Source organism: Sphingomonas mesophila (assembly GCF_003499275.1).
Classification (GTDB): Bacteria; Pseudomonadota; Alphaproteobacteria; order Sphingomonadales; family Sphingomonadaceae; genus Sphingomicrobium; species Sphingomicrobium mesophilum.
In genome coordinates this window covers 1,293,726-1,318,686 of the sequence record NZ_QWDF01000001.1, presented here as the reverse complement: position 1 = coordinate 1,318,686, position 24,961 = coordinate 1,293,726, and the positions used below count along the sequence as shown (strand labels likewise).

Below are 24,961 nucleotides of genomic sequence, written 5' to 3'. Positions count from 1 at the left end.
GACGAACGGATAGAGGTCGGGCATGGAAACGCCCGACCTTTCGATCATCGACACCCCATTCGCGTCCGCGCTGAGCGAGCGGTATCTGGTCTATGCGCTGTCGACGATCACCGCGCGCAGCCTGCCGGACGTGCGCGACGGGTTGAAGCCGGTGCATCGGCGGCTGCTGTGGGCGATGCGCGCGCTTCGGCTCGACCCGGCGTCGGCCTATAAGAAGTCGGCGCGGGTGGTCGGCGACGTAATCGGCAAGTTCCACCCGCACGGCGACCAGTCGGTCTATGACGCGATGGTGCGCCTGGCGCAGGATTTCGCGCTCAGATATCCGCTGGTCGACGGGCAGGGCAATTTCGGCAACATCGACGGCGATCACGCCGCCGCCTACCGCTACACCGAGGCGCGGCTGACCCCGGTCGGGGCGGTGCTGATGGCCGGGCTCGACGAGGGCACGGTCGAATATCGCAAGACCTACAACGGCGAGGACGAGGAGCCGGAGGTGTTCCCGGGGCTGTTCCCGAACCTGCTCGCCAATGGCGCGAGCGGGATCGCGGTGGGCATGGCGACGAGCATCCCGCCGCACAATGTGGGAGAGCTGGCGGCGGCCGCGGCGGCGCTGATCGACGACCGGCGGCTGGGGGACGCCGAGCTGCTGGCGTTCGTCAAGGGGCCGGACTTCCCGACCGGGGGCGTGCTGGTCGACGATTCCGAGACGATCGCGCGGGCCTATGTCAGCGGGCGCGGGAGCTTCCGCTTGCGGGCGCGGATCGAGAAGGTCGTCGAGAAGGGCGGCGGCTGGCACCTGCTGGTGAGCGAAATCCCCTACGGGGTGCAGAAGGGCAAGCTGATCGAGGCGATCGCCGGGCTGATCGGCGACAAGAAATTGCCGATCCTGGCCGACGTGCGCGACGAAAGCGCGGAGGATGTGCGGATCGTGCTCGAGCCGAGGAGCCGGACGGTCGACCCGGCGCTGCTCGAGGAGAGTTTGTACCGGATGAGCGAACTGGAGGTGCGCTTTCCGCTCAACCTCAACGTGCTCGACAAGACCCGCACGCCGGGCGTGATGAGTTTGAAGGAAGCGCTGCTGGCGTGGCTCGACTTCCAGTTCGAGGTGCTGGTCGCGCGCTCGCTGCACCGCATCGGCAAGATCGACGACCGGCTCGAACTGGTCGAGGGGTTCCTGAAGGCGTTCCTCAACCTCGACCGGGTGATCGCCATCATCCGCTCCGAGGACGAGCCCAAGCCGGTGTTGATCGCCGAGTTCGAGCTCACCGAGCGGCAGGCCGAGGCGATCCTCAACATGCGGCTGAGGAGCCTGAGGAAGCTCGAGGAGATGGAGCTGACCAAGGAGCGGGCCAAGCTGGTCAAGGAGCGCGAGGAGCTCGACCGGCTGGTGACCGAGCCGGGGCGGCAGCGGCGGCGGATGAAGAAGGATCTCGCGGCGATGGCCGAGCGGTTCGGCGATGCGCGGCGCACGGCGGTCGTGCCGGTCGCGGCGACGGCGCGGGCGGAGATCGACTGGAGCCAGATGATCGAGAAGGAGCCGATCACGGTGATCCTTTCGAAGCGCGGCTGGATCCGCAGCATGAAGGGCCATGTCGCGGCGGCGGAGGGAGACAGCCTCAAGTTCCGCGAGGGCGACGCGCTGGAAACGATGTTCCACGCGCAGACGACGGACAAGCTGCTGCTGGTCGCCGAGGACGGGCGGGCGTTCACGCTGGGCGGGGACAAATTGCCGGGCGGGCGCGGGTTCGGCGAGCCGGTGCGGCTGCTGATCGACCTGCCGGCCGAGGTCGGCATCGCGGCGCTGATGAAGGTCAGGGCCGACACGCGGCTGCTGCTGGCGTCGAGCGACGGCAAGGGCTTCGTCGCGCGGGGCGAGGCGGTGATCGCCGAGACTCGCAAGGGCAAGCAGGTGATGAATTTGCGCGCCGGAGCGAAGGTCGCGGTGGTGCGGGCGGTCGGCGAGGGACACGACAGCGTCGCGGTGGTCGGCGAGAACAGGAAGATGCTGGTGTTCCCGATCGGCGAGCTGCCGGAAATGGCGCGCGGGCAGGGGGTGACGCTGCAAAAATATCGCGACGGGGCGCTGGCCGACGCGACCACGCTGGCGCTCGGCGAGGGGCTGAGCTGGCCGCTCGGCGGCGAGAGCCGCAGGGTGCGCACGGAAAGCGACCTCACCGCCTGGCGGGCGGCGCGCGGAGCGGCGGGGCGGATGGCGCCCAACGGCTTCCCGCGAAGCAATCGCTTCGAGCCCGTAACGACCGCGTCCACCGGCGAGCAAAAGCCAAGCGATTAAACTAGGTTAGGCCGGAGGCGAAACGGCCTGTTAACGCGCGCCGTTTAACAGGGCGGGCATGACTTCTGCCTCCACCCCGCTTCGAGGGCGCGACGACGCGCGCGGCGGGAGCATCGCCCCGATCCTGGTCGCGGCGTCCAACCCCGGGGACCAGGAGCTGCTCGACGCGATGCCGATCGCGGCCGGGATCTTCACCCTCAACGCCGGGAAATTGTGGGTCCAGGCGCTCAACCGCCGCTTCTTCGCACTGGCCGGCTGCGACGGCAGCGCCGAGACCTTCCAGGAGCTGTTCCACCGCTACGGCGCCGGTCCGGGCGGCGATTTCCTGCGCGCCTTCCTCAAGCGTCCGGCCGAGGCCAGGGACGAGCTCGACCTGGTCGAGGGCGAGGGGCTGGGCCGGCGTTTCCTCAAGCTCAAGGCAGCGCCGCTGCCGCCCGCGCCCGGCGGCGTGGCGCGCTGCATGCTGAGCGTGGTCGACCGCACGATCGAGGTCCAGGCCGAGAACAATCTGCGCGCCGAAATGCTGCGCGACAGCCTGACCGGACTGCCCAACCGGCTCGGCTTTACCGAGATGATCGGCGAGGCGGGCGAGCGGCCGGTCGGAGCGATCGGCGCGGACGGCACGGTGCGCCCGGTCGGCCATGCCGTGCTGGTAGTCGACATGCTGCGCTTCAGCCGGATCAACGAATCGATGGGCAGCCTGTTCGGCGACGAATTGCTGATCACCTTCGCCCGGCGGCTGGTCAGCGCGCTGCGCGCCGGCGACCGGCTGGCGCGCACCGGCGGCAACGAATTCGGGGTGATCGTGACGCTTCGCCGCGGGATCGACGATGCGCTGAAGGCCGCCGAGCGAATCCAGGACGTGCTCGCCGCACCGTTCACCCTCGCCGATCTCGAGATCAAGGTCGAATGCGCGATCGGCGCGGCGATGATGAGCGAGGGCGCCGACCCCGAGGAGCTGTTCCGAAGCGCGCAGTTCGCGGTCAAGCAGGCCAAGGCGCTGGGCGCGCCGCAGCTCTACAAGCCCGAGGAAGCGAGCCTGGCGCGGCGCCGTTTCTCGATCGAAACCGAGCTTCGCCGGGCGCTCGACAAGGACGAATTGACCCTGTCCTACCAGCCGCTGGTCGACCTCCAGAGCGGCCGCGTGTCGGGGTTCGAGGCGCTGGCGCGCTGGAACCACGCCGACCGCGGCGAGATCAGCCCGACTGAGTTCATCCCGGTGGCCGAAGAAAGCGGGCTGATCCTGCATCTCGGGCGCTGGGCGATGGACCGCGCCGCGCGCACGCTGGCCGATTGGGATTTGGCCGAGGGCAGCCCGCTGCCGGTGCGCCTGGGAGTCAACCTCAGCGCGATCCAGATCGCGCGGGACGACATCGCCGAGGTGGTCGGGAGCGCGCTGCGCTCTTCGGGCCTCAGCGGCGACCGGCTGACGCTCGAACTCACCGAAAGCTCGATCGTCCAGGACCCGCAGCGCGCGCAGCGCGTGTTCGAGGCTTTAAAGGCGCTCGACGCGATGGTCGCGATGGACGATTTCGGGACCGGCTATTCCAGCCTCGCCTACCTCCAGCGGCTACCGATCGACGTGCTCAAGATCGACCGCAGCTTCGTCACCGGAATGATGGGCGATGCCGACAGCGTCGCGATCGTGCGGGCGGTGCTGAGCCTGGCCGACGCGCTCGGCATGTCGACCACCGCCGAGGGGGTGGAATCGATCGAGCTGGCGACGACGCTGGCGGCGCTGGGCTGCGTGTCGGGCCAGGGCTATTACTTCGCGCGGCCGCTCGAGGCCGATGCGGCGCTCGACTTCTTCCGCAGCCGTCAGCGCCCGGCGTAGGGCTTGACCGGGAACACCGGCAGGCCCTCGAGCTTGCCGCGCGCGCGGCGGTAGCGCTCCATGTGGACCAGCTTGGGGTTGCGGAACAGCGCATGATAGCGCGGGTCGGCGCGCTGCTCGGCCGAGAAGCCAAGGCGCCGGGTGCCGATCATCGCCAGCACCTGATCGGGATGGAAGCGCTCGATCGCCAGGTCGGCCAGCCTGAAAGCAGTGTCGGTCGAGCCCAGCCGGGCGTGGGCGGCGACCAGGAAGAAATCGGCTTGGTCGACGGGGATGTTCCCGTCGAACGGCTTACCGAGGATGACGGCATCCAGGATCTTGCGGGACAAGGTTTCGAGCTCGGCCGGGAAATTGGGCGAGCGCCGCTTGAGCTCGGGATAGTCGCGGGCATATTGCTCCGGCGTGGCGAGGTGGAGCATCGCTTCGAACCACGCATTGAGCATTCCGCCGCAATCGCTGTCGCAGGTCAGAGCGTCGGCCCGCACCGCCTCGTAATTGCCGACGTCGATCTGGGCGAACATGCGCGTCATCCGCGCCGTCTTGTTGAACGGGTCGGCCTCCACCACGCGATCGAACAAGGCGAGCGCCTCGCGGTCGTGGCCGGCGAACGACAAGGCATTGGCGTAGATGTACTGCGCCGGAGTGAAATCGGGGGCGCGCGCAAGCAATTTGCGCGATCCCTCGAGCACCGGTTCGACCTGGCCGTCGAAATTATGGAGGGCGGCGAGGCGCGCGGCTTCGGCCAGCAGATTGTCCGGGTCGAGCTTCAGCGCGCGGGCGGCCGAGCGGCGCTGCTCGGCCTTCAGCGCGGGCCACGGCAGCTCGATCTGCTGCGGCACCGATAGAGCGAGCAAATAGGCGAGGCCGGCGTGGGCGTCGGCGAAATCGGGCGCGGTCGAGGCGGCGAGCCGGAATTGCTGAAGCGCCTCGCGCCTTTTCTGCTCGTCGGCGCGCAGCGACATCAGCTCGACCCCGCGCAGATAGGCCTCGAAGGCGCGCGAATCGACGTCGCGGTTGGCGGCGAGATTGCCCTGCGCGACCCCGAGCCGGGCCTGAAGCGCGGCGGCGAGATCGCCGGCCATGTTGGCCTGGAGCGCCGGCAGATCGGTCAGCGCGCCGCTGTAGCTTCGGCTCCACAATTGGCTCGAGCTTTTGGCCTCGACCAGCCGGACGATGATCGCCACGCCGGTGGCGGTCTTCTGGACGTCGCCCTCGACGAGGTGGGAGACGTGGAGCCGCTCGGCGATTTCGGGCGCGGTGAGGCGCTGGCCGGCGACCGCCTGGGTCGAGGTCGAGGAGACCAGCCGAAGGCCGCCGAGGCTGGCGAGGCTGTTGTTGAGTGCCCCCGACAGGCCGGCGCCGAGCCAGGCGACGTCGCTCGACGGCGGGGTCGAGAAGGGCATGATCGCGACCGCCGAACTGCGCCGCTGCTCGCTCGTGCCGCCGAGCCAGCCGGCGATCGGGCCGGGGCGGAACCAGGCTAGGGCCGCGACGGAGAGCAACGCGGCGGCGGCGAGCGCCAGCCACAGTGGTCGGCGCGAGGTCGCGGGGGCAGGGGGGCGCCGCTCGGCCGGCGCGGCGTCGAGCGCGTCGAGCAGTTCGGGCGGGAGCGCCTTGCTGCGCGACAAATCGACCGTCTGGAACTGGCGGAAACCCAGCGGCGCGGCGGTGCCGTCGATGGTCGCGGCGACCAGCCGGCCGCTGTCGGCGGCGACGCTCGCCTCGTCGCGCACCCAGCGCGATTTGACCGCTTCCTTCGACCACAGGACCAGCACCTTGGCGGCGCTGTCGAGCTGTTCCTCGATGTCGCGGGAGAATTCGGAGCCGCCCTTGATGTGGCGGTCCCACCAAGTGGTAAGGCCGGCCTCGCCGAGCAGCCGGGCGATGCGCTCGGCGACCGCGCGGTCGCTGCTGGCGTATGAGATGAAGACATCGGCCACCGGACGCACCCCCGGGCCGAGATTAAGTCGGCGGCGCGCGAAACGCTAGCCGGCGAGCATCCTGTTGCCGTCCTTCCACTTCATCTTCCAGTTCCGCGCCCACGCCTTTTCGTGGAAGAAGAAGGCGACCGCGTTGATGCACGGTTCGATGAGCGCGATCCCGCCGGCGATCGAAAGCGATCCGGTGAAGGCATAGGCCACCGAAAAGCCGATCGTGAGGTGGATCGCGAGATAGGTGAGGGTTTTGGCGATGTCGCGGGGCATCGGGCTAGAATGACTGGCCTTGCGGCTATGTTCCAGCAGTTTGTTCGCGGGCCGGCTCGAAGGGCGCTTTCATTCGGCCGGAAATGCCCTAGCGTCCCCTTCGGGGCAGGGGGTCAGGCGATGCTGTTACGATTTACCGCGCGGCGGCGGCGGCAGGTGGGCGAGTGGCTGGTCGAGCTGATGATCGTCGTGTTCGGCGTGCTGATCGCGCTCTACGCGCAGCAATGGGCCAATGAGCGCCAATCGCTAAAAGCGGCGAAGGACGCCGAGACGCGGATCCGCGAGGAGATTTACGGCAATATCGCGAATTCGGTCGAGCGGATTGCGGTTCATCGCTGCCTGCGCGACCGATTGGGGCAAATCGCCGAGCGGCTGAATGCCGGGACGAATGATTGGAAGGCGTTCGCCTACGATTATACCGACAACGACCTGTTTCTCGTGCGGCGTATCTATCGCACGCCGTCGCGCAGCATCAGCGAGGACGCCTATCGCGGGGCGCTCGCCAGCGGCGCGCTCGACAGCGTCCCGGTCGAGCGACGGGCGATGTGGTCGGGGCTCTATGGCTCGTTCGCCAAGATGCAATTTGTCAACAATCAGGAAAATGAGCGCACCTCGGGGCTCAACAGCCTGTGGCTCAACGGCGAGGTGCTGCCCGGCGACCGGCGCGAGTTGCTACAGCTGGTTGCCCGGCTCGACCGTGACAACGGGCTGATCACCCTGATTAGCAAGCAGAACGTCGATTCGCTGAAGGAGCTCGGCTACGCGCTGACCGCCGAGGAGCGGGGAGCCTTCGAGAAGCAACTCAACAACAAGGCGTTCGACAGTTCGAATACCAGCCTGGCGATGCGGCGCAGGGTGTATGGCAATTGCGTCGATGCCGAGGCGTTCAAGCTGATCGATCCGGCGCTGAAGATCGACTGACGCCCGCCTTGCGCGCTTCGGCGGCGAGGCGGGCGGCTTCGCGGCGGCGCTGGACGACATCGCTGAACGCCGCGGCGAGGATCCCGGTCGGCATGGCGATGAGGCCGATCCCGGCCAGCGCGACCAGCCCCGCCAGACCCTTGCCGAGCACGGTCATCGGGAACACGTCGCCGTAGCCGACGGTGGTGAGGGTCACGATGCACCACCACATCGCGCGCGGGATCGAGCCGAACTTGTCGGGCTGGGCGTCGGCCTCGGCCCAATACATCAGGGTCGAGGCGACGAGCAGCACGAAGCCGGCGATGCTGATGGTCAGGAACAGCTCGTGGCGGCGCTCGGAAAGCGCGGTCGCCAGGTCCTGCCACGCCGAGGACATCCGGCCGAGCTTGGCGAGGCGCATGATGCGCAGCACCCGGAAGAAGCGCAGCAGGACGCTGCCGCCGCCGCCGAACGCGAAGAATGTCGGGACGATCGCGAGCAAGTCGATGATCGCCTGGACGCTGAACGCGTAGCGCAGGCGCGGGAAGCGATGCTTCGCCCACACCGGATTGTCGGGCGCGATCCACAGGCGCAGCAGATATTCGACGGTGAAGATGGCGCCGAACGCGAGCTCGGCGAGGCGGAAGCCGTCCTCGCGGCCCGACGAGACCATCGGCTCGGTATCGAGGATGGCGAGCGCCGAGGCGATGATGATGCACAGGACGAGGAATTTGTTGGTGGCGCTCAGGCCCTGGCCGTCGCGGGCGCGCGGCTCGAGCTCAACGTAAACGCGCCGCCTCAGCGCCGATGCCATGCCTAGCCCCCCGTGGCCGCCGCGATCCGTGCCGCGACGATAGTCTCCCAATTTTCGCCGTCGGGAAAGCCCCCGGCGACCCACTCGCGTTCGATCGCCTGCAAGGTGGCGGCGACCGCCGGGCCCTGCGGCACGCCGCGCTTGATCAGCGCTCCGCCGGTGATCGGGAGGCGCGGGACGGACCAGGCGGCGAGCGCCGCGGCATCGTCCGGGCGATCGGCTAGCAGCAGGCGGTCGATCGCGCCTTCGGGGCCGATCCAATAGGCAAGCGCGCGCGGGCTTGCGTCGAGGTCGCGGTCGGCGGCGAGCGCGAGGCGCTTGCGCGCCTTGTTCGACAGCTTGAGCCGGGCGGCGACGTCGGTCGCGACCGCAGGGTCGGGCGGGAGCAGAGCGGCGAGTCGGCGCAGCGGGTCGGCGGCGATGCCGGCGGAGCGTTCGGCCGCGACGAGGGCGGCGAGCGGCTGCGCGCCGGCAATCTCGGGGACGACCGGGTCGAGGATCCCGCGCTCGAGCATCAGCGCGACGGTCGGGGTTGGATCGTCGATCGCGAGGATCTTGGTCAATTCGTCGGCGATCCGCTCGCGCGACAGGGCCATCAGATCGTTGGCCCGCGCAGTGCAAGCTTCAAGGCCTGCCGGGTCGGGATCGCCCGAGCCGAAGCGGGCGTGGAAGCGGAAGAAGCGCAGGATCCGCAGATGGTCCTCGGCGATTCGCTTCAGCGGGTCGCCGATGAACCGCACGCGGCGCGCCGCGAGGTCGTCGAGGCCGCCGAAGAAGTCGCTGATCTCGCCGGTCGCGGGGTCGGCGTAAAGCGCGTTGATGCTGAAGTCGCGGCGCTCGGCATCGGCGCGCCAGTCGTCGGAGAAGGCGACGGTGGCGCGGCGGCCGTCGGTCGAGACGTCGCTGCGCAGCGTGGTGATCTCGACCGGCTGGCCGTCGGCGATGGCGGTGATCGTGCCGTGGGCGATGCCGGTCGGGACCGCCTTGATCCGCGCCTTGGCGAGCCGCTCGAGCACGCGCTCGGGCAGGATCCGCGTGGCGAGGTCGATGTCGCTGACCGGCAAGCCGAGCAATTCGTCGCGCACCGCTCCGCCGACATAGCGCACGCAGCCGCTGTCGGAATCGAGCGCGGCGAGGATCCGCGCGATCCCGCGCTTGGCGCGCCAGGCGGCGGCGTCGAGCTTCACGCGAGCTCGAGCCGGCGCGCGAGATTGACGATCATCGCCGCGGTCGCGCCCCAGATCCGCCGGCCGTTCCAGTCGATCTGCCAATAATGACGCGTGACGCCCTGATAGTCGGTGCTCATGCGGCGGTGGTTGGCGGGATCGACCAGGAAGGACAAGGGCGCCTCGAACAGCTCGGCGACCTCGTCTTCGTGCGGCGCGAGGTCGAGATCGGGCGGGATCGCGGCAACGACCGGAACGACGCGGTAGCCGGTGATCGTGCGATAGGGGTCGGCGGTGGCGATCGGCCGGACGTGGGCCGGGTCGAGCGCGATCTCCTCATACGCTTCGCGCAGCGCGGCGGCGACATGGTCCTCGCCGGGGTCGAGCCGGCCGCCGGGGAAGGCGACCTGGCCGGCGTGGGCGCGCAGATGCTCGCGCCGCACCGTCAGAAGGACTCCGGGCTCGGTGCGTTGGGTGATCGCGACCAGCACCGCGGCGTCGTGGCCCGCCTCCGAGTCACCCTCGAACAGGTCGCCGTGCTGCAGGCCGTCGGGGGCCGGGCCGGCGAGCGCCAGCGCGAGGCGATCGGCGATGGTCACCGGTCGAGCGCGAAGAAGGCGCCGTCGCTCCACACGCCGGGCGGGTCGTGCGCTTCGTCGAGGGCGATGGCGGCAAGCTCGTAATAGACCGGGCGCACGATCAGCGCCTCGAGCCCGTGGCGGACCGCGACACGCGGGCTCGGGCCGTTGGCGTCCTCGGCGAGGATCAGCGGACGGGCGGGGCCGAGGATCACCGCGTCGGCATGGTCGAGCTCGAATGCGATGCGGCGCCTGTCGCCGGTGCCCTCGCTGGTCATCGCCACGGCGCGAAACGCCGTCACCTCGACCTCGATCGTCAATTTCTCGACCGGGGTGACCAGCACGTGGCTGCCGTCGGGCTCGCGGCGAAGCACGGTCGAGAACAGCCGGACCATCGCCGGGCGGGCGATCGGGCTGCCCATGTGGAACCAGCTGCCGTCGGCGGCGATGCGCATCTGGCTGTCGCCGCAATGCTCGGGATTCCACTGGTTGACCGGCGGTAGCCTCTTGCCGTCGAGCGCCGCGGCGAGATCGGCCAGCGAGCGCCCGGCGGCGCGGATCGGGGGGCGGGTCTCGGGCATCGGCCATCCCTCCTGTCATTGCGAGCGGAACGAAGCAATCCAGCGTCGGCGCGAAACTGGATTGCTTCGTCGCTCCGCTCCTCGCAATGACGAGCGATGGACAAGCGTCGCACCGCGATCGTCACCGGGGCCGGCAAGAGGGTCGGGCGGGCCATCGCCGAGGCGCTGCTGGCCGACGGCTGGGCGGTGGTGGCGCATGTGCGGCGCGACGGCGACGAGGTGCCCGCGGGCGCGATCAAGGTCGCGGCTGACCTCGCCGCGCCGGACTGCGCCGAGCGGATCTTCGCGGCGCTCGGCGACCTCCCGCCGCCGGCCTTGTTGGTCAACAATGCCGCGCGCTTCGCCGAGGACCGTGCCGAAGCGTTCAGCAGCGACGAGTTCGACGCGCACATGGCGGTCAACGTGCGCGCACCGGCATTGCTTACGGAACGGTTTGCTACGGCGGGCGGGCAGGGCGACCGGCTGGTGATCAATTTGCTCGATTCGAAACTCGCCGCGCCCAATCCCGATTTCCTGAGCTACACGCTGTCGAAGATGGCGCTGGCCGGCTACACCGAGCTGGCGGCGCGGGCGTTCGCGGGCGCAGGGATCCGGGTCAACGCCATCGCGCCCGCGCTGATGTTGCGCTCGCCCGGCCAGAGCGAGGCGAATTTCGCGGCGATGCATGCGCACAATCCGCTCGGCCGCGGGGTCACGCCGGGCGACGTGGTCGCGGCGCTGCGCTATCTGATCGAAGCGCCGGCGGTGACCGGCCAGACGATCGTCATCGACGGCGGCCAGCGTTTCCTCGCACTGCCGCGCGACGTGCAGCATCTGGAGCCTTGAATGAGCGACGAGACGGGCAAGCTTGAGGGATTGATTCCGCGCGCGCTGGCGGTGCGCTCCAACCGGATCCTGCTGGAGCGGCTGAAAGTGATGACCGACATCGGCTTCCACGATTATGAAGTCGGCGCTCCGCAGCGCTTGCTGGTGACGGTCGAGCTGTGGCTTAGCGATCTCGACGCCCCCGCCGACGACGATCCGGCCCACGCGTGGGATTACGACTTCCTGCGCACCGAGATCCGCCGCCTCGCGGCCGAGCGTCGTTACAACCTCCAGGAGACGCTTGCGCGGCGCATCTACGAGCGGGTCGCGGCGCTGCACGGGGTGAGCGCGCTGCGCGTCGTTACGTCCAAGCCGGATATTTATGCGGACGCTGCCGGGGTCGGAATAGAAATCGCGTCGTTCGAAGGGCTTGCTCCAATCGCCCGACGAGAGTCATGACGATTCGGGAACAAAGTCGTTGCGCCACCATTTTGGCTTCATTAGAGAGGCGCGTCGTTCGGCCGATGATATGTTGATACATCGGCAGTCTCGACAAGCTTTGCGCGAGACCGCGCTTCGCAAAATTGGCCGCGGCCCCTGGTCGCGGAATGGAAGGAGAGCCGCGGGTTAATGTCCTACGCCCAACGCAGACAAATGAGCTCCAACCGGACGGCTGCGATCATCGTCGTCGCGCTGATCCACATCGTCCTCGGTTACGCGATCGTGACCGGCCTGGCCTATAATGCGGTCAAGGAGAAGCTCGAGGAGCTGAAGGTCGTCAACGTCGAGGAAGAGCCGCCGCCCCCCGAGGAGCCGCCGCCCCCGCCGGAAGACACGCCGCTTCCCCCGCCGCCGGAAATCAGCGCTCCGCCGCCGCTCACCCGGATCAATATTCCGTCGCCGATCCAGAGCCCGCCGACGCCGCTGACCCCGCCGCCGCCGCCGGCGCCGGTCTATACCCCTGCGCCGCCCGCTCCGCCGGCTCCGCCGCCCGCTCCGCGGGTCACGCAGCCGAAGTCGCTGTCGGGCAGCCTGCAGGCGCAGTTCAGTGCGGACGACTATCCGCAGAGCGCGATCGAGAACGAGGAGCAGGGCACCGTCCGGATCGTGCTGACGATCGGTCCCAATGGCCGCGCGACCGACTGCGCAGTCGTCGGGTCGAGCGGGTCGCGCGCGCTGGATTCGACCACCTGCCGGATCGCCAAGGCGCGCGCCCGGTACGAGCCGGCGCAGGATTCGAGCGGCAACCCGACGACCGCCAAGACGCCCACCATTCCGATCCGATGGCAGCTTCAATAGCTGACTGATTCAACCAAAGCGAAAACACAGAGGAAAGTCGAAAACTATGGCAACTCCAGCTTCGGGCGCCGCCGTTCACGGCAAGGAATTCGGCCTGCTGAACGCGCTCAACGAGGGCGGTATCATTTCGTGGGCCACCTTCATCATCCTGATCGTGATGTCGATCGCCAGCTTCTACATCCTGTTCACCAAGCTGATGCAGCAGCAGAAGATCATCAACCAGGGCAAGAAGGTCCGCGCCAATTTCTGGAATTCGGCCAACCTCAAGGAAGCCGCGACCAAGCTCGACCAGAAGAGCGCCTATCGCGCGATCGTCGACGACGCGCTGCTCGCCCAGGACCAGCACAGCAAGCTGACCGACCCGGTCGACCAGCATGAGTGGGTCGCCGGCGGCCTCGCCCGCTCGCAGGGTGCGATCGGCGCCCGCCTCGGCGAAGGCCTGGCGTTCCTCGCCACGGTCGGCTCGACCGCGCCGTTCATCGGCCTGTTCGGAACCGTCGTCGGCATCTACCGCGCGCTGATCAAGATCGGCGCCACCGGCGACGCCTCGATCACCACCGTCGCCGGTCCGGTCGGCGAGGCGCTAATCATGACCGCGCTCGGCCTGATCGTCGCGGTTCCGGCGGTGCTCGCCTACAACTGGCTCATCCGCCGCAACAAGACGATCATGGAAGACCTTGGCGCGTTCACCAACGACGTCCACGGCTACCTCGCCTCGGGCGGTTCGGTGAAGCCGGCGATGGCGACCGTCAGCCCGCGCGCGCAGACCAAGACCGCGGCCGCTCCGACCCAGCGCGGAAGCGAACCGCTGCGCACCGGAATGACCTCGACCGGCGCCCAGTCCGACCGAGTCAGCTAAATCCTTTGCGAGGGGCCGGCCGGAGTGCCGCGCCGGTCCCTCGCGGAAAACGCCAAGTTCAAGAACGTCTTTTTCGGTAGGAACCTGAATCCATGGGAATGAGCGTAGGCCAGGAAAGCGGCGACGACGACATCCCGATGTCGGACATCAACACCACGCCGCTGGTCGACGTGATGCTGGTGCTGCTGATCATCTTCCTCATCGCCGTCCCGGTGGTGTTGCAGTCGATCCCGGTGCAATTGCCGACGGTCGCCTATGAGGTCACCCAGACCAAGCCCGAGAACGTCAACCTGTCGGTCCGCGCCGGCCCCGGCGGCGAGTGCGAGGTCTATTGGAACCTGACCCGGGTCGACAGCGACGAGCTGCTCGACAAGGCGGTCAAGCAGCTCGAGGATCTGATCAAGGACGTCGGCGGGCCGGAGAACGTCACCGAGGAGAATATGCCCGAAGCGCATATCCGCGGCGACATCAACACGCCCTACCGCTGCATCGGCGGCGCCGTGATCACCATGCAGCGCGCCGGTTTCGCCCGCGTCGGCTTCATCTCGCAGCCCAACCCGCTGGTTAACCAGTAAGCTTCAGTTTCGAGGACCCGCCGCCATGGCAATGCAAACCACCTCCGACAACTCGGCCGGCGAGCCGATGATGGAGATCAACACGACGCCGCTGATCGACGTTATGCTGGTGATGATCATCATGCTGATCATCACCATCCCGCCGCAGACCCACGCGGTGAAGCTCGACCTGCCGCAGAACCAGCAGAACGACACCCCGCCGCCGGTCGACCCGATCAAGAACAAGATCATCATCAACCAGGCGGGCGGCGTGCTGTGGAACGGCGCCGCGGTCGATCTCGAGCAGCTGCGGCTGTATCTCGAGGCGTCGCAGCAGATGAACCCGGTGCCCGAGCTTCACCTCGAGCCGGAATCGGAAGCGCGCTACGAATTGGTCGATGAGGTGCTCGCCGTGACCAAGCGCGCCAACGTCACCAAGATGGGCTTCGTCGGCAACGAGCGCTACCTCAAATGGTAGCACGCGCCCAGCGCGATCGAGACAAGGGGGCGGTCCTTCGGGGCCGCCCTTTTTCGTTCAGCCGACACCAGTCCATTCGAGTCCGCCAGGAAGCGGATCAGCCGAATAGTCGGCTTGGAGGACACGGCGTCGGCCGTTGCCTTGGGCCAAGCGCGAGGCGTGCAGGATAGGCGTTGCGTATACCCAGACATCGCCGGGCGCGGCCAAGCAGCTACGCGCGCCGAGCTTGGCGACAACCCGCGGAATATCGTGCTCGGCGATGCGGCCAAGTCGATGCGATCCCGGAGCCACTAGAAGCGGCGCGTCATCGGCTCTTACCTCATCGAGGTGGATGCGAACGGTCAACATGCGTTCGAGGATCGATTGGGGCGGAGCGACGTGCAACTGGCCGATCTTGCGCCCCCACGGACCAAAGCCGGGAATCGACAGACGCCGCCGCACCGCGATGGTGCGATCCTGGTGCCAATCCAGGGCCCAGTTACAATCAGCGCGCTTGTCGAACGCCAGCGCCCGAACGGGCCGTGCGGTGTCACCCAAGACTCGCCGGGCAAGATCGCCAATGGGGCCGCCCGTCAGGCGCTCGGCAAGCGCTGGCATGTTAAACAGCCGCTTCCCGGGCGGCGAGTTTTCGGCCGCGAATGGCGGCAGGGAGGCGAAGTACGCGAGATGCTCGGCAGCCGCGCCGACGAAGCGGAGCGCACCGTCTCGGTCGTATTCCCAATCCGATGTCATCGGCACAAACTAGACCTCAGGCGCCGTGAACGCCAATTCAGCCGAAGGTGAAGGCGTAGGCTTCGGCGCCGGGCTGTTCGAAGGTGATGGTGAAGGTCCGCTCGCGCGCGCCGGAGCGGTGGCGGACGAGCTGGTAGAGGCGCTGGCCGCGGATCGTGCCGGTGCCGTCGGCGGCGATGTCGACGCCCGCGTCGGCGCCGGGCGCCTGGCCGTCGAGCGTGACCGTGAAGCGCACCGGTTCGCCGCTCGCGCTTCCAAGCACGAGGTGGAGGTCGCGCGCCTTGAAGCGGATCGACAGCGCCGCGCCCGGCGCGAGCGATCGGCCGCGCTGGTAGGTGACGTTCCAAGGGCCCGCGTAGGCCCATTCGCCGAGCGCGAGCGCCGGCGGGGCGGCATAGGCCTTGTCGGCATCCCGCGCGAAGCCGCCGGGGGAGACGAACTTCTCCGCGCGGCCGAAGCCGACATAGGTTTCGCGGGTATAGACCTGGCCGCTCGACGCGATCGCCGCGCCGCTGGTGGCGACCTCGGCGCGGCGCGCGTCGGGGCGGCGACCGGCCTCGGCGAGCAGGCGGCGGATGGCGGCTTCGGTCTCGTCCTTGCCGCCCTCGCCGAAGTGGAAGCGGCGCAGGCGGCCGTTGGCGTCGATCAGATAATGCGCCGGCCAGTAGCGGTTGTCGAACGCGCGCCAGATCTTCCAGTCGTTGTCGACGGCGACCGGGTAGGTGATGCCGAAGTCGGCGATGGCGCGGCGGACGTTGGCCGGATCGCGCTCGAACGCGAACTCGGGCGTGTGCACCCCGACCACCACCAGCCCGTCGCGCACGTAGCGGCGATGCCAGGCCTCGACGTGGGGCACGGTGCGGATGCAATTGATGCAGCTGTAGGTCCAGAAATCGACCAGCACGACCTTGCCCTTGAGCGCCTCGCGGTCGAGCGGCGGGGAGTTGAGCCACAGCGTCGCGCCGTCGATCGGCGGCATCGGGCCCTTGTCGCCAAGATCGGTGCTGCTGGCGGGCATGGTCTCGCCGAGCCCGAGCCAGCCGGCCAGCGTGCGTTCGACCTGGTTGGTCGGTCCGCTCGACAGCCGGGCCAGCACCTTGGTGTCTAGCCGCAGGGCGATCGCGGCGACGCCGAGCAGGATCAGCACGCCGAGCAGCTTGCGCACCGTCTCGCCGGTGCCGATCGAGCGGCGCATGGCGGCATAGACCCGGCCTCCCACGAGCAGTGCAAGCGCGAGGCTGGTCGCGGCGCCGGCGCTGTAGGCGAACAGCAGCAAGGCGGTGTTGGCGCTCGCCCCGCCGAGCGCCGCGCCGGTCAGGATGAGGCCGAGGATCGGGCCCGCGCACGGCGCCCACAGCAGGCCGGTCGCTGCGCCGAGCAACAACGACGCGCCGACGCCGCCGCCGCCCTGATCGCTGCGCTCGGCAAGGCGATTGCCCAGCCCGACCAGCGGCCGCATCGCGCGCTCCGCCAGCGCCGGAAAAATCAGCAGCAGGGCAAAGCCGGCGAGCAGCGCCAGCGCCAGCCAGCGGCCCCATTGGCTTGCGGCCAGCTCCGCCTCGCCGCCGAGCGTCGCGAGGGTGGCGAACAGCGCGAAGGTCGCCGCCATTCCGGCGAGCAGCGGAAGGCCATTGGTCAGGAACGGGCGATCGGCGCGCGCGAAGACGAACGGCAGCACCGGCAGGATGCACGGGCTGAGGATGGTGAGGATGCCGCCGAGAAAGGCGAGCAGGAAGACGAGCATCAGGCGGGGCGGAAAACGAGCGCGAGGCCGTTGATGCAGTGCCGCTTCCCGGTCGGCCGCGGGCCATCGTCGAAGATGTGGCCGAGATGGCCGCCGCAGCGCCGGCAATGTTCCTCGACCCGGGTCATGCCGAGCGTGCGGTCGCGGCTGGTGCCGGTGGCGCCGGGGAAGGCGCGCCAGAAGCTGGGCCAGCCGGTGCCGCTGTCGAACTTGGCGGTCGACGGATAGAGCGGCAGGTCGCAGCCGGCGCAGAAGAACACGCCGCGCCGCTTCTCGCGGTTGAGCGGCGAGGTAAACGGCCGCTCGGTGCCCGCCCTGCGCAGGATCCGGAAGCGCTCCGCCCCGAGCCTGGCGCGCCACTGGGTGTCGCTCATCTGCACCTCGAAGCGGCGCGACTTGGCCGGGGCGGCGAATGCCGGAGCGGCCGTCAGCGCGGCGACCGCGCCGCAGCCGCCGAGCATGGCGCGGCGCGATAGGGGGATATTCGTCGTCATGCAGGAGATACGCCCCGCAAGCGCAAACGGATGCGCTCAGGCGGCGATCAATTCACCGCGCGCGACCACCGGGCCCTGGGGCGCACCGGTCGGCGAGCCCCCGGGCTGTTCGATCGAGATGGCGAGAGTTGCGCCGGAACGCAGCAACCGACCCATCGCCGGGTCGATCGTGCCGCGCATCGGCCCTTCGGCCGGCATCAGGCCCATCGAATGCGGCGTGCCGTCGGCGGGGATCACCCACACCTCCATCGCCCGCGCCGGGTCGTGCGGCGGGGTCATCGCCGGAGTGACGATCAGCTGGCGCGCGGCCGGGTCCCAATTGGCGACGAGCCGCACCGGGGCGGGGTCGTTGCCGGCGAGCATGGCGACCATCGGCGTGGCGGCCGCAATCTGCGGCGCGGGGGCGGTGGCGGGCGCCGCCTGGGGCTGCGGGCGGGTCAACAGGACCAGCGCCAGCGCGGCGGCAAGCGCGCCGAGCCCGCCCGAAGCCATCCGCCAACGGGCAAGCCGGCGGCGGAGATCGGGTTGATCGTCATTGGCCGCGCCGCGAGCAGGCTCGATGGCCGCTTCGATCGACTGCCAGATGGCAGGCTCGGGTACCTTGTCGGCGACATTATCGAGCAATGGCGCGAAGCGCGCGCCCCAGCGTTCGACTTCGGCGCGGAACGCAGCGTCGCGGGCCGCGAGCGCACGCGCGTCGCTAAGCTCGTCGCCTTCGAGCAGGCCAAGCGCGAGCTCCGCGGCGAGGGCGGAGCGATCATCGGGAGTGAGACGGTCGGCGGTCATGATTCGAGACACATTCTGAGCGCGATGAGCGCGCGGCGGATCCTGCTCTTGAGCGTGCCCAGCGGGACAGCTTCGCGCTGCGCCAGCTGGCTGTGGCTGGCGCCGTCGAGAAAGGCGGCGACGATCGCCCGGCGCGGCTGCTCGTCGAGCTCGCCGAGGCAATGATCGAGCCGTTCGCGCTCGCCGGCCTGCTCAAGCTGCTCGAGCGCGTTCAGATCGTCCGACGCTGGATGGCCGGCCTCGTCGAGCGAGGCGGCAGCGGGCTTGCGGCCGCGGATACGATCGATCGCCCGGTTGCGGGCGAGCACTGCGAGCCAGGTGATCGGGCTGGCCCGATCGGCCCGGAAGCGCCCGGCATTGCGCCACACCGATACATAGACGTCCTGGAGCACCTCCTGAGCGTCGGTTTCGCTGCCGAGGATGCGCAGCGCGACCCCGTAAAGCTTGGCCGAAGTCCGCTGGTAAAGCGCGGCGAAGGCGCGGCGGTCGCCCGAGGCGATGGCCGGGAACAAGGCGGCAAGCTCGCGCCGCGCTTCGTCGCTGGCCTCCGCGGGTCTGGTCATCGTCAGGGTCATGGCGAATGGCGCCGCGAAAGGAAAGCAGAGGGTGCGGCGGGAGCGTGCGCGGCGAGGCCCAGGAATGCCACCGCCGTTCGCTCCCGCCGCGGGTGCCGGGCCCAAGGGGGCTTAGGGCATCAGCACCGTATCGATGACGTGAATGACGCCGTTCTTCTGCATCACGTTGGCAATCGTGATCATGGCCATGTTGCCCTTGGCGTCCATCACCGCCCAGCCGCGGCCCTTGGCATGGAACCTGAGCGTTCCGCCATTGACCGTGGAGTAGGTCGCGGTCCCGCGGTTGGCGCGGGCCTTGGCGGCAATCTGCTGCGCAGTGATCTTGCCGGGCACCACATGGTAGGTAAGGATCGAGGTCAGCGTGCCCTTGTTGGCGGGCTGGACGAGCGTCTCGACGGTTCCGGCGGGAAGCTTGGCGAAGGCTGCGTTGGTCGGCGCGAAGACCGTGAACGGGCCCTTGCCGGAGAGCGTTTCGACCAGGCCGGCGGCCTTGACCGCGGCGACGAGCGTGGTGTGGTCCTTCGAATTGACTGCGTTCTGAACGATATTCTTGTTGGGGTACATGGCGGCTCCGCCGACCATCGGGTTCTTGGCGACGGCGGGGGCTCCGGCGGCGAGCATTGCGGAGCCGGCAAGGGCAAAGATGAAGCGGTTCGACAACATGGGAAAACTCTCCTTTTTTCGTATCCGCTCGAGGCGGGCGTCAGGAGATACGGGCGCGATTGCCGAACGGATGCGTCAGGCGTCGAACTGAAGCCTGGCGAGGCGCGAATAGAGGCCGGCCTGGGCGGCGAGATCGGCGTGGCGGCCCTGTTCGACGATACGCCCGCTCTCCATCACGACGATCCGGTCGGCGGCGCGGACGGTGGCGAGGCGGTGGGCGATAACGATCGTCGTGCGCCGCGCCATCAGCCGCTCGAGCGCCTGCTGGACGAGCTGCTCGCTCTCCGCGTCGAGCGCGCTGGTCGCCTCGTCGAGCAGCAGCAAGGGCGCATCGTGGCGGAGCAAAGCGCGGGCGATGGCGATGCGCTGGCGCTGGCCGCCCGACAGCCGCGCGCCACCTTCGCCCATGAAGGTGTCGAGTCCGTCGGGAAGCTCGCGCAGGAAGCCCTCGGCATTGGCGTCGCGCGCGGCCTGCCAGATGGCATCCTCGTCGGCGTCCCAATTGCCGTAGCGCAAATTGTCGCGCGCCGAGGCGGCGAAGATCACCACCTCCTGCGGCACCATCGCGATGCGCTGGCGGACGTCGGCCGGGTCGGCGGCGGTGAGGTCGACGCCGTCGAGCAGCACGCGCCCGGCCTGCGGGTCGTAGAAGCGCTGGGCGAGCTGGAACAAGGTGGTCTTGCCGGCGCCCGACGGCCCGACCACGGCAAGCATCTCGCCCGGTGCCACGGCGAGCGAGAAATCGTCGAGCGCCGCGACTTCCGGCCGGGTCGGGTAGCGGAAGGTGACGTGCTCGAACGCCAGGCTGCCGAGCGGCGGCTCGGGCAGCTTGGCCGGGTCGGCGGGGGCGGTGATCGCCGGCTCGACGACCAGCAGCTCGCCGAGCCGCTCGGACGCGCCGGCCGCGCGCAGCAGGTCGCCATAGACCTCGCTGAGCGCGCCGAACGCGCCGGCAACCAGCCCGCCGTAGAGCACGAAGGCGGCGATCGTGCCGCCCGACATGCGCCCGGCGGCGACATCGACCGCGCCGGCCCAGATGATCATCGTCACCGATCCGAAGATGATCAGGATGAACAGCGCAGTCATGATTGCGCGGAGCGCAATGCGCTTCTTGGCGGTGGCGAACACGGTTTCGGTGGCGGCGGTGAAGCGCTCGGCCTCGCGGCCCTGCTGGTTGAACGCCTGGACGACCTTCATCGCGCCCAGCACCTCGCCGGTGACCGTGCCGACGTCGGCCATGCGATCCTGGCTTTTCGCGGACACGCTGCGCAGCCGGCCGCCGAGGATCAGCACCGGCCCGAGGATCAGTGGGATGCCGAGCAGCAGCATCGAGGCGAGCTTGGGCGCGAGCACGAACAGCATCGCCGCGCACACCGTGCCCATGATCAGGTTACGGAGCGCGATCGACACCGCCGAGCCGACCACCTGCTCGATCAGCGCGGTATCGACCGTGATGCGGCTGGTGATCTCGGCCGGCCGGTTCTCTTCGAAGAAGGCGGGCGACTGGCGCAGCAGGTTGCGGTGCACCGCGAGGCGGATGTCGGCCACCACCCGCTCGCCGATCCAGCTGACCGCATAGAAGCGCGCGGCGGTGGCGAGCGCCATGATTACCACCAGGAACAAAAGATATTCAAACCAGCGGGCGATGTCGCCGCCGCCGCCGCCGTCGGCGCCGAAGCCGCGGTCGATGATCAGCTTGAAGGCATAGGGCACGCCGGAGGTCGCGGCGGCGGCGACCAGCAAAGCGGCGAGCGCCGCGGCGAGCTGGAGCGGATATTTCCGGGCAAAACCCCACACCATCTTGAGGCTGCCGAGGCTTCGCCCCTTGGGACGCTGATGCTGTGGGGCGGAGGCCATGCGCGCGCCCTATCAGTGTGGCCGCGGCGCCTCAATCGCTGCAATGCGGCAAGTGCGGCGCAGCATTTCGATTGAAGACGGAACGAATGGCCGCCAGACTGTTTGGTCACCGTCCCCAATCAAGGAATCCGGATGCTTTACGACGCCTATGAAGTGCAGCGCTCGTTCCTCGCCGGGGCGAGCCGGATGGCTTCGATGGGCGCGGGGTGGCTGAACAATCCGGCCAATCCGTTCGGCTACGGCTCGATGGGCCCGGTGGTCGCCGCCAGCCTCGACGTGTTCGCCCACGCCTCGGCGCCGCGCGGCAAGCCCGAGTTCGGAATCGACGAGGTGCAGGTCGGCAAGAGCCTGGTCGCGGTCGACGAGCGGGTCGTGCTGAAAAAGCCGTTCGGCCAGCTCAAGCATTTCCGCAAGGTCGACGTTGCCGATCCCGGCCCCAAGCTGCTGATCGTGGCGCCGATGAGCGGCCATTTCGCGACCCTGCTGCGCGGCACGGTGGCGCGGATGCTGCCGAAACATGACGTCTACATTACCGACTGGCGCGACGCGAAGATGGTGCCGGTCGAGGAGGGCGATTTCGACCTCGACGATTACATCGATTACCTGGTCGCGTTCCTCGAGCAGATCGGGCCCGGCGCGCACATGCTGGCGGTGTGCCAGCCGTCGGTCCCGGCGTTTGCGGCGACCGCGCTGATGAATGCCGACAAGCACCCCGCGACGCCGCGCTCGCTGACCATGATGGGCGGGCCGGTCGACACGCGCGAGGCGCCGACCGCGGTCAATTCGCTGGCGACCGAGCGGCCGCACGCCTGGTTCCAGCGCAACGTCATCGCCACCGTGCCGATGATCTATCCGGGCGCCGGTCGGCAGGTCTATCCGGGCTTCCTCCAGCTCGCCGGCTTCATGACCATGAACCTCGGAAGCCACCTCGTTTCGCACTGGGAGATGTTCAAGCACCTCGTCGTCGGCGACGAGGAGAGCGCGGATTCGACCCGCGAATTCTACGACGAATACCGCTCGGTCGCGGATCTCGACGCGGCTTTCTACCTCCAGACCGTCGACGTTGTGTTCCAGCGCCATCTGCTGCCCAAGGGCGAGTTCAGGCACCGCGGCCGGCTGGTCGACCCCAAGGCGATCACGCGCACCGCACTGCTGACGATCGAGGGCGAGCGCGACGACATTTCCGGGCTCGGCCAGACCCGCGCCGCGCTCGACCTCGCGGCCAAGCTGTCGGCGGCCAAGAAGCAATATCTGATGGCCAAAGACGTTGGCCATTACGGCATCTTCAACGGCCGCAAGTGGCGCGAGCGGATCGCACCGGTGGTCGAGAAGTTCATCGCCGCCAACGCGCGCTAGGCGCCGCGCTTTCCGAAAGGCCGTTCATCCGTTCGTCGAAAGGCGATGGCGCAGGGCGTCCGGGGCGCTACAAATGTAGCGTCATCAGGAGAGTCGCGATGCGTAGATTTGCTAATTTGCTGACCATCGCCGCCGCGGCGGCATTGTTCCTCGCTCCAACGGACGGCTTCGCCCAGGGTTGGTCGAGCGTGCTTGTCGACGGGCGGGCACCGGTTACCGGCAACGGCCAGATCGTCACCCAGCAGCGCCCGATCGGCAATTTCACGCAGATCGAATCGCGCGGCACGAGCGAGATCGTGGTGCGCGTCGGGCCGGCGCCGTCGCTGACCATCACCGCTGAAAGCAATATCCTGCCGCTGCTCAGGAGCGACATTAAGCGCGGCAAGCTGATCCTCGACGCGCGCCATTCCTACCGCACGCGCAAGCCGGTGCGGATCGTGATCACCGTTTCGGCGCTCGACGCGATGGCGCTCAACGGCAGCGGCAGCGGGCGCATCGAAGGCGTGTCGGGAAGCAGGCTGGCGCTGGCGATCGGTGGGTCGGGCAACATCAGCGCGTTCGGCCGGACCGCATCGCTGGCGGTTGCGGTCGACGGATCGGGCAATGTCGACGCGCGCGGGCTCGCCGCGGCCAACGCCTCGGTGGTGGTGTCGGGCAGCGGCGATGTCGAGGTCAACGCCGAGCGCTCGCTGAGCAGCGTGATCAACGGCTCCGGCGAGGTGCGCTATCGCGGCTCGGCCTCGGCCGTGACGACCATCAACAACGGCTCGGGGCGGGTGCGCAAGGTAGGCTAGCTTCGGCTAGCCCACCGGGCGCCGCGGCGGCGCGACCCGCTCGAGCAGGCCCTTGAGCGCGCGGCGCGCGGCGACCACCAGCCACAGCGAGCCGATGACCAGGATCAGCGCGACCAGCGCGGCGGCGATCGGGTTGGCGATGGCCAAGGCGAGCAGGCCGCCGGTGGCGACATCCTCGGCGGTCGACACGGCGATGTTGCTGAACGGCTCGGGGCTGGCGTTGACCAGGGTGCGCGCGCCCGCCTTGCCGGCATGGGCGATCAGCGCGCCGCCACCACCGAGCAGGAAGCTGGCGACCTGCCAGGCGGGGTCAGACGAATCGACGATCGCCAGGCTGAGCAGGGCGCCGCCCAGCGGCCTGATGAACGAATGGATCGCGTCCCACGCGCTGTCGACCCAGGCGATCTTGTCGGCGAAGAATTCGGCCAATGTCCCGACCGCCGCGGCGCCGATCACCCACGGGCTGGCGATGACATCGAGCGCAGAAAGCTGGTCCGGCAGCGCGATCCAGCCGAACTTCATGGCGATTCCGGTGACCAAAGTGACGAGGTACAGCCGCCAGCCGGCGAGCAGGCTGGTCGATGCGGCCAGGGCCACGACTTCGAGTGCACCCATCGGACCGCTCCCTACGCCTTGAGGCGCCGAGTCTAGGGCGGCGTGACAAAAGGACAAGCGCGCGGCAATTTGGCGCGATGGTGGAGCTGGCCGAACTCGAACGACAAGCAAGGAGCGATGGCGCTGCGGCGATGGCCTTGGCCGAGGCGCGGCTGTTCGGCGACTTCGGTCCGCCCGATCGCGCTGCCGCCTTGGCCGCGGTGCGCCAGGCGGCGAGCCTGGGCTACGAGGACGGACGGCGGGCGTGGGTCTATTTCACCGCCGCCGGGATCGGCTGCGCGCCGGACCCGGTCGCTGCCCGGCAGATGCTGGCGGAGCTCGCGCGCGAGGACCGTTTCGCGGCGCTCCAGCACGCCTTCCTCGACCATATGACGTGCCGCGCCAGGCTGAAGAGCGTCCGCCCGACGATCGTGTCGCGCGACCCCTACATCGCGCTTTATCCCAAATTGTTCAGCGCCGCCGAGTGCCGCTATCTGATGATCCTTGGCACGCCATGGATGGAAAAGGCATCGATCCTGAACCTGTCGGGCGAGGCCGCGTTCGACCCGGCGCGCGACGCTTCGGCGGCGCACATTCCGCCGGTTGCCGAGGATCTTGTCGTGCAGGAGGTCAACCGCTGCATCGCCGACGCGACCGGCACCGAGCCCGGCTGGGGCGAACCGCTCAACATCCTGCGTTATGCGCCGGGCCAGCAATACAAACCGCACCACGACGGCACCTCGCCCGACAATGTTTCGGTCCGCGTGCTGACCGCCCTGATCTGGCTCAACGACGGCTTCGTCGGCGGCGAGACCGACTTTCCCAAGATCAAGGTGCGCGTGCGCGGCGAGGTCGGCGACATGCTGGTGTTCCGCAATGTCCTGATGAACGACAATCCCGACCCGCGCATGATCCACGCCGGACTGCCGGTGAGCGACGGGGTGAAATGGATGGCCAGCCGCTGGATCAGAGGGACGGATTTCTTGAGCTAGAGCCCTTCGT

The 24,961-nt window shown here is 68.8% G+C and carries 26 protein-coding genes; 12 read left to right on the top strand and 14 right to left on the bottom strand.

Annotated elements, in window-relative coordinates; all coding sequences use genetic code 11:
* Window positions 1-22 precede the first annotated feature (22 nt).
* Both parC and D0Z60_RS06735 read left to right on the top strand, forming a co-directional pair.
* The gene (parC, locus tag D0Z60_RS06740; RefSeq protein WP_118857535.1) at window positions 23-2,293 is read left to right on the top strand and encodes a DNA topoisomerase IV subunit A; all 2,271 of its coding nucleotides are present in this window, start codon (window positions 23-25) and stop codon (window positions 2,291-2,293) included.
* A gap of 58 nt (window positions 2,294-2,351) precedes the next feature.
* Window positions 2,352-4,127, top strand: coding sequence for a putative bifunctional diguanylate cyclase/phosphodiesterase (locus D0Z60_RS06735; protein ID WP_118857534.1), 1,776 nt, complete (start codon window positions 2,352-2,354; stop codon window positions 4,125-4,127).
* On the opposite strand, the gene D0Z60_RS06730 is transcribed toward D0Z60_RS06735, so the two are convergent.
* Both D0Z60_RS06730 and D0Z60_RS06725 read right to left on the bottom strand, forming a co-directional pair.
* Complete coding sequence (locus D0Z60_RS06730; protein WP_162888120.1) at window positions 4,112-6,067, bottom strand: TIR domain-containing protein; 1,956 nt, start codon at window positions 6,065-6,067, stop codon at window positions 4,112-4,114. The two genes, D0Z60_RS06735 and D0Z60_RS06730, sit on opposite strands and share 16 nt — an antisense overlap.
* Before the next feature lie 45 nt (window positions 6,068-6,112).
* A complete protein-coding gene (locus tag D0Z60_RS06725) occupies window positions 6,113-6,331 on the bottom strand; it encodes a DUF2061 domain-containing protein (RefSeq protein ID WP_118857532.1) in 219 nt (72 codons plus the stop codon).
* 120 nt (window positions 6,332-6,451) lie between these two features.
* On the opposite strand from D0Z60_RS06725, the gene D0Z60_RS06720 reads away from it, so the two are divergent.
* Window positions 6,452-7,252 (top strand): hypothetical protein, encoded by an 801-nt coding sequence (locus D0Z60_RS06720; RefSeq protein WP_162888119.1) that lies wholly within the window; start codon window positions 6,452-6,454, stop codon window positions 7,250-7,252.
* Here D0Z60_RS06720 and D0Z60_RS06715 read toward each other — a convergent pair.
* Genes D0Z60_RS06715 through D0Z60_RS06700 form a run of 4 tightly spaced genes read right to left on the bottom strand, consistent with a single transcriptional unit; the run spans window position 7,218 to window position 10,370 of the window.
* The gene (locus D0Z60_RS06715; RefSeq protein ID WP_118857530.1) at window positions 7,218-8,045 is read right to left on the bottom strand and encodes an ion transporter; all 828 of its coding nucleotides are present in this window, start codon (window positions 8,043-8,045) and stop codon (window positions 7,218-7,220) included. The two genes, D0Z60_RS06720 and D0Z60_RS06715, sit on opposite strands and share 35 nt — an antisense overlap.
* A 2-nt stretch (window positions 8,046-8,047) precedes the next feature.
* On the bottom strand, window positions 8,048-9,232 hold the full coding sequence (locus tag D0Z60_RS06710; protein WP_118857529.1) for a CCA tRNA nucleotidyltransferase: 1,185 nt from the start codon (window positions 9,230-9,232) through the stop codon (window positions 8,048-8,050).
* Complete coding sequence (locus tag D0Z60_RS06705) at window positions 9,229-9,810, bottom strand: CoA pyrophosphatase (protein WP_118857528.1); 582 nt, start codon at window positions 9,808-9,810, stop codon at window positions 9,229-9,231. The genes D0Z60_RS06710 and D0Z60_RS06705 overlap by 4 nt, the downstream gene beginning before the upstream one ends.
* Entirely contained in the window at window positions 9,807-10,370 is a 564-nt protein-coding gene (locus tag D0Z60_RS06700) for a DUF1285 domain-containing protein (protein ID WP_118857527.1), read from the bottom strand. The genes D0Z60_RS06705 and D0Z60_RS06700 overlap by 4 nt, the downstream gene beginning before the upstream one ends.
* Before the next feature lie 96 nt (window positions 10,371-10,466).
* Between D0Z60_RS06700 and D0Z60_RS06695 the strand changes: the two genes are divergently transcribed.
* The 6 genes from D0Z60_RS06695 (at window position 10,467) to D0Z60_RS06670 (ending at window position 14,364) form a co-directional block, all read left to right on the top strand.
* Window positions 10,467-11,195, top strand: a complete 729-nt coding sequence (locus D0Z60_RS06695; protein WP_118857526.1) for an SDR family oxidoreductase — start codon at window positions 10,467-10,469, stop codon at window positions 11,193-11,195.
* Window positions 11,196-11,633, top strand: a complete 438-nt coding sequence (locus D0Z60_RS06690) for a dihydroneopterin aldolase (protein ID WP_118857525.1) — start codon at window positions 11,196-11,198, stop codon at window positions 11,631-11,633.
* A gap of 195 nt (window positions 11,634-11,828) precedes the next feature.
* The gene (locus D0Z60_RS12010) at window positions 11,829-12,473 is read left to right on the top strand and encodes an energy transducer TonB (protein WP_275896709.1); all 645 of its coding nucleotides are present in this window, start codon (window positions 11,829-11,831) and stop codon (window positions 12,471-12,473) included.
* A 46-nt stretch (window positions 12,474-12,519) separates the two neighbouring features.
* Window positions 12,520-13,332 carry a MotA/TolQ/ExbB proton channel family protein gene (locus tag D0Z60_RS06680; RefSeq protein ID WP_118857523.1) on the top strand — a complete coding sequence of 271 codons (813 nt, stop codon included), beginning with the start codon at window positions 12,520-12,522 and terminating at the stop codon, window positions 13,330-13,332.
* Between the two features lie 92 nt (window positions 13,333-13,424).
* Window positions 13,425-13,907, top strand: coding sequence for an ExbD/TolR family protein (locus D0Z60_RS06675; RefSeq protein ID WP_118857522.1), 483 nt, complete (start codon window positions 13,425-13,427; stop codon window positions 13,905-13,907).
* Window positions 13,908-13,932: 25 nt separating this feature from the next.
* Window positions 13,933-14,364 (top strand): ExbD/TolR family protein, encoded by a 432-nt coding sequence (locus tag D0Z60_RS06670; protein WP_420822783.1) that lies wholly within the window; start codon window positions 13,933-13,935, stop codon window positions 14,362-14,364.
* A gap of 57 nt (window positions 14,365-14,421) precedes the next feature.
* Here the strand turns inward: D0Z60_RS06670 and D0Z60_RS06665 are convergent, their stop codons facing one another.
* The 7 genes from D0Z60_RS06665 to D0Z60_RS06635 form a co-directional block, all read right to left on the bottom strand.
* Window positions 14,422-15,096: a phytanoyl-CoA dioxygenase family protein gene (locus tag D0Z60_RS06665; RefSeq protein WP_118857520.1), complete on the bottom strand. Its 675-nt coding sequence runs from the start codon at window positions 15,094-15,096 to the stop codon at window positions 14,422-14,424.
* A gap of 37 nt (window positions 15,097-15,133) precedes the next feature.
* Window positions 15,134-16,840 carry a cytochrome c biogenesis protein DipZ gene (locus D0Z60_RS06660; RefSeq protein WP_118857519.1) on the bottom strand — a complete coding sequence of 569 codons (1,707 nt, stop codon included), beginning with the start codon at window positions 16,838-16,840 and terminating at the stop codon, window positions 15,134-15,136.
* Window positions 16,840-17,334 carry a peptide-methionine (R)-S-oxide reductase MsrB gene (gene msrB, locus D0Z60_RS06655; protein WP_118857518.1) on the bottom strand — a complete coding sequence of 165 codons (495 nt, stop codon included), beginning with the start codon at window positions 17,332-17,334 and terminating at the stop codon, window positions 16,840-16,842. The genes D0Z60_RS06660 and msrB overlap by 1 nt, the downstream gene beginning before the upstream one ends.
* A 36-nt stretch (window positions 17,335-17,370) precedes the next feature.
* Window positions 17,371-18,120, bottom strand: coding sequence for an anti-sigma factor (locus D0Z60_RS06650; RefSeq protein WP_118857517.1), 750 nt, complete (start codon window positions 18,118-18,120; stop codon window positions 17,371-17,373).
* Window positions 18,117-18,683 (bottom strand): sigma-70 family RNA polymerase sigma factor, encoded by a 567-nt coding sequence (locus D0Z60_RS06645; protein WP_118858476.1) that lies wholly within the window; start codon window positions 18,681-18,683, stop codon window positions 18,117-18,119. Before D0Z60_RS06645 ends, D0Z60_RS06650 begins: the two co-directional genes overlap by 4 nt.
* A 123-nt stretch (window positions 18,684-18,806) precedes the next feature.
* Window positions 18,807-19,358: a fasciclin domain-containing protein gene (locus tag D0Z60_RS06640; protein ID WP_118857516.1), complete on the bottom strand. Its 552-nt coding sequence runs from the start codon at window positions 19,356-19,358 to the stop codon at window positions 18,807-18,809.
* A 75-nt stretch (window positions 19,359-19,433) separates the two neighbouring features.
* On the bottom strand, window positions 19,434-21,215 hold the full coding sequence (locus D0Z60_RS06635) for an ABC transporter transmembrane domain-containing protein (protein WP_118857515.1): 1,782 nt from the start codon (window positions 21,213-21,215) through the stop codon (window positions 19,434-19,436).
* Window positions 21,216-21,347: 132 nt separating this feature from the next.
* On the opposite strand from D0Z60_RS06635, the gene D0Z60_RS06630 reads away from it, so the two are divergent.
* Both D0Z60_RS06630 and D0Z60_RS06625 read left to right on the top strand, forming a co-directional pair.
* On the top strand, window positions 21,348-22,571 hold the full coding sequence (locus D0Z60_RS06630; protein WP_118858475.1) for a polyhydroxyalkanoate depolymerase: 1,224 nt from the start codon (window positions 21,348-21,350) through the stop codon (window positions 22,569-22,571).
* Window positions 22,572-22,669: 98 nt separating this feature from the next.
* The gene (locus D0Z60_RS06625; RefSeq protein ID WP_118857514.1) at window positions 22,670-23,365 is read left to right on the top strand and encodes a head GIN domain-containing protein; all 696 of its coding nucleotides are present in this window, start codon (window positions 22,670-22,672) and stop codon (window positions 23,363-23,365) included.
* A gap of 6 nt (window positions 23,366-23,371) precedes the next feature.
* Here D0Z60_RS06625 and D0Z60_RS06620 read toward each other — a convergent pair whose 3' ends face one another.
* Window positions 23,372-23,980: a DUF4126 domain-containing protein gene (locus D0Z60_RS06620; protein ID WP_118857513.1), complete on the bottom strand. Its 609-nt coding sequence runs from the start codon at window positions 23,978-23,980 to the stop codon at window positions 23,372-23,374.
* 131 nt (window positions 23,981-24,111) lie between these two features.
* On the opposite strand from D0Z60_RS06620, the gene D0Z60_RS06615 reads away from it, so the two are divergent.
* On the top strand, window positions 24,112-24,951 hold the full coding sequence (locus D0Z60_RS06615) for a prolyl hydroxylase family protein (protein WP_162888118.1): 840 nt from the start codon (window positions 24,112-24,114) through the stop codon (window positions 24,949-24,951).
* The last annotated feature ends 10 nt before the right edge of the window (window positions 24,952-24,961 follow it).

Excerpts from the sequence above, each read along its gene's own strand:
- parC (WP_118857535.1), top strand. The coding sequence starts at position 23 with ATGGAAACGCCCGACCTTTCGATCATCGACACCCCATTCGCGTCCGCG.
- D0Z60_RS06735 (WP_118857534.1), top strand. The coding sequence starts at position 2,352 with ATGACTTCTGCCTCCACCCCGCTTCGAGGGCGCGACGACGCGCGCGGC.
- D0Z60_RS06725 (WP_118857532.1), bottom strand. The coding sequence starts at position 6,331 with ATGCCCCGCGACATCGCCAAAACCCTCACCTATCTCGCGATCCACCTC.
- D0Z60_RS06720 (WP_162888119.1), top strand. The coding sequence starts at position 6,452 with ATGCTGTTACGATTTACCGCGCGGCGGCGGCGGCAGGTGGGCGAGTGG.
- D0Z60_RS06715 (WP_118857530.1), bottom strand. The coding sequence starts at position 8,045 with ATGGCATCGGCGCTGAGGCGGCGCGTTTACGTTGAGCTCGAGCCGCGC.
- D0Z60_RS06700 (WP_118857527.1), bottom strand. The coding sequence starts at position 10,370 with ATGCCCGAGACCCGCCCCCCGATCCGCGCCGCCGGGCGCTCGCTGGCC.
- D0Z60_RS06695 (WP_118857526.1), top strand. The coding sequence starts at position 10,467 with ATGGACAAGCGTCGCACCGCGATCGTCACCGGGGCCGGCAAGAGGGTC.
- D0Z60_RS06690 (WP_118857525.1), top strand. The coding sequence starts at position 11,196 with ATGAGCGACGAGACGGGCAAGCTTGAGGGATTGATTCCGCGCGCGCTG.
- D0Z60_RS12010 (WP_275896709.1), top strand. The coding sequence starts at position 11,829 with ATGAGCTCCAACCGGACGGCTGCGATCATCGTCGTCGCGCTGATCCAC.
- D0Z60_RS06680 (WP_118857523.1), top strand. The coding sequence starts at position 12,520 with ATGGCAACTCCAGCTTCGGGCGCCGCCGTTCACGGCAAGGAATTCGGC.
- D0Z60_RS06675 (WP_118857522.1), top strand. The coding sequence starts at position 13,425 with ATGGGAATGAGCGTAGGCCAGGAAAGCGGCGACGACGACATCCCGATG.
- D0Z60_RS06670 (WP_420822783.1), top strand. The coding sequence starts at position 13,933 with ATGGCAATGCAAACCACCTCCGACAACTCGGCCGGCGAGCCGATGATG.
- D0Z60_RS06665 (WP_118857520.1), bottom strand. The coding sequence starts at position 15,096 with ATGACATCGGATTGGGAATACGACCGAGACGGTGCGCTCCGCTTCGTC.
- D0Z60_RS06660 (WP_118857519.1), bottom strand. The coding sequence starts at position 16,840 with ATGCTCGTCTTCCTGCTCGCCTTTCTCGGCGGCATCCTCACCATCCTC.
- msrB (WP_118857518.1), bottom strand. The coding sequence starts at position 17,334 with ATGACGACGAATATCCCCCTATCGCGCCGCGCCATGCTCGGCGGCTGC.
- D0Z60_RS06650 (WP_118857517.1), bottom strand. The coding sequence starts at position 18,120 with ATGACCGCCGACCGTCTCACTCCCGATGATCGCTCCGCCCTCGCCGCG.
- D0Z60_RS06645 (WP_118858476.1), bottom strand. The coding sequence starts at position 18,683 with ATGACCAGACCCGCGGAGGCCAGCGACGAAGCGCGGCGCGAGCTTGCC.
- D0Z60_RS06640 (WP_118857516.1), bottom strand. The coding sequence starts at position 19,358 with ATGTTGTCGAACCGCTTCATCTTTGCCCTTGCCGGCTCCGCAATGCTC.
- D0Z60_RS06635 (WP_118857515.1), bottom strand. The coding sequence starts at position 21,215 with ATGGCCTCCGCCCCACAGCATCAGCGTCCCAAGGGGCGAAGCCTCGGC.
- D0Z60_RS06630 (WP_118858475.1), top strand. The coding sequence starts at position 21,348 with ATGCTTTACGACGCCTATGAAGTGCAGCGCTCGTTCCTCGCCGGGGCG.
- D0Z60_RS06625 (WP_118857514.1), top strand. The coding sequence starts at position 22,670 with ATGCGTAGATTTGCTAATTTGCTGACCATCGCCGCCGCGGCGGCATTG.
- D0Z60_RS06620 (WP_118857513.1), bottom strand. The coding sequence starts at position 23,980 with ATGGGTGCACTCGAAGTCGTGGCCCTGGCCGCATCGACCAGCCTGCTC.
- D0Z60_RS06615 (WP_162888118.1), top strand. The coding sequence starts at position 24,112 with ATGGCCTTGGCCGAGGCGCGGCTGTTCGGCGACTTCGGTCCGCCCGAT.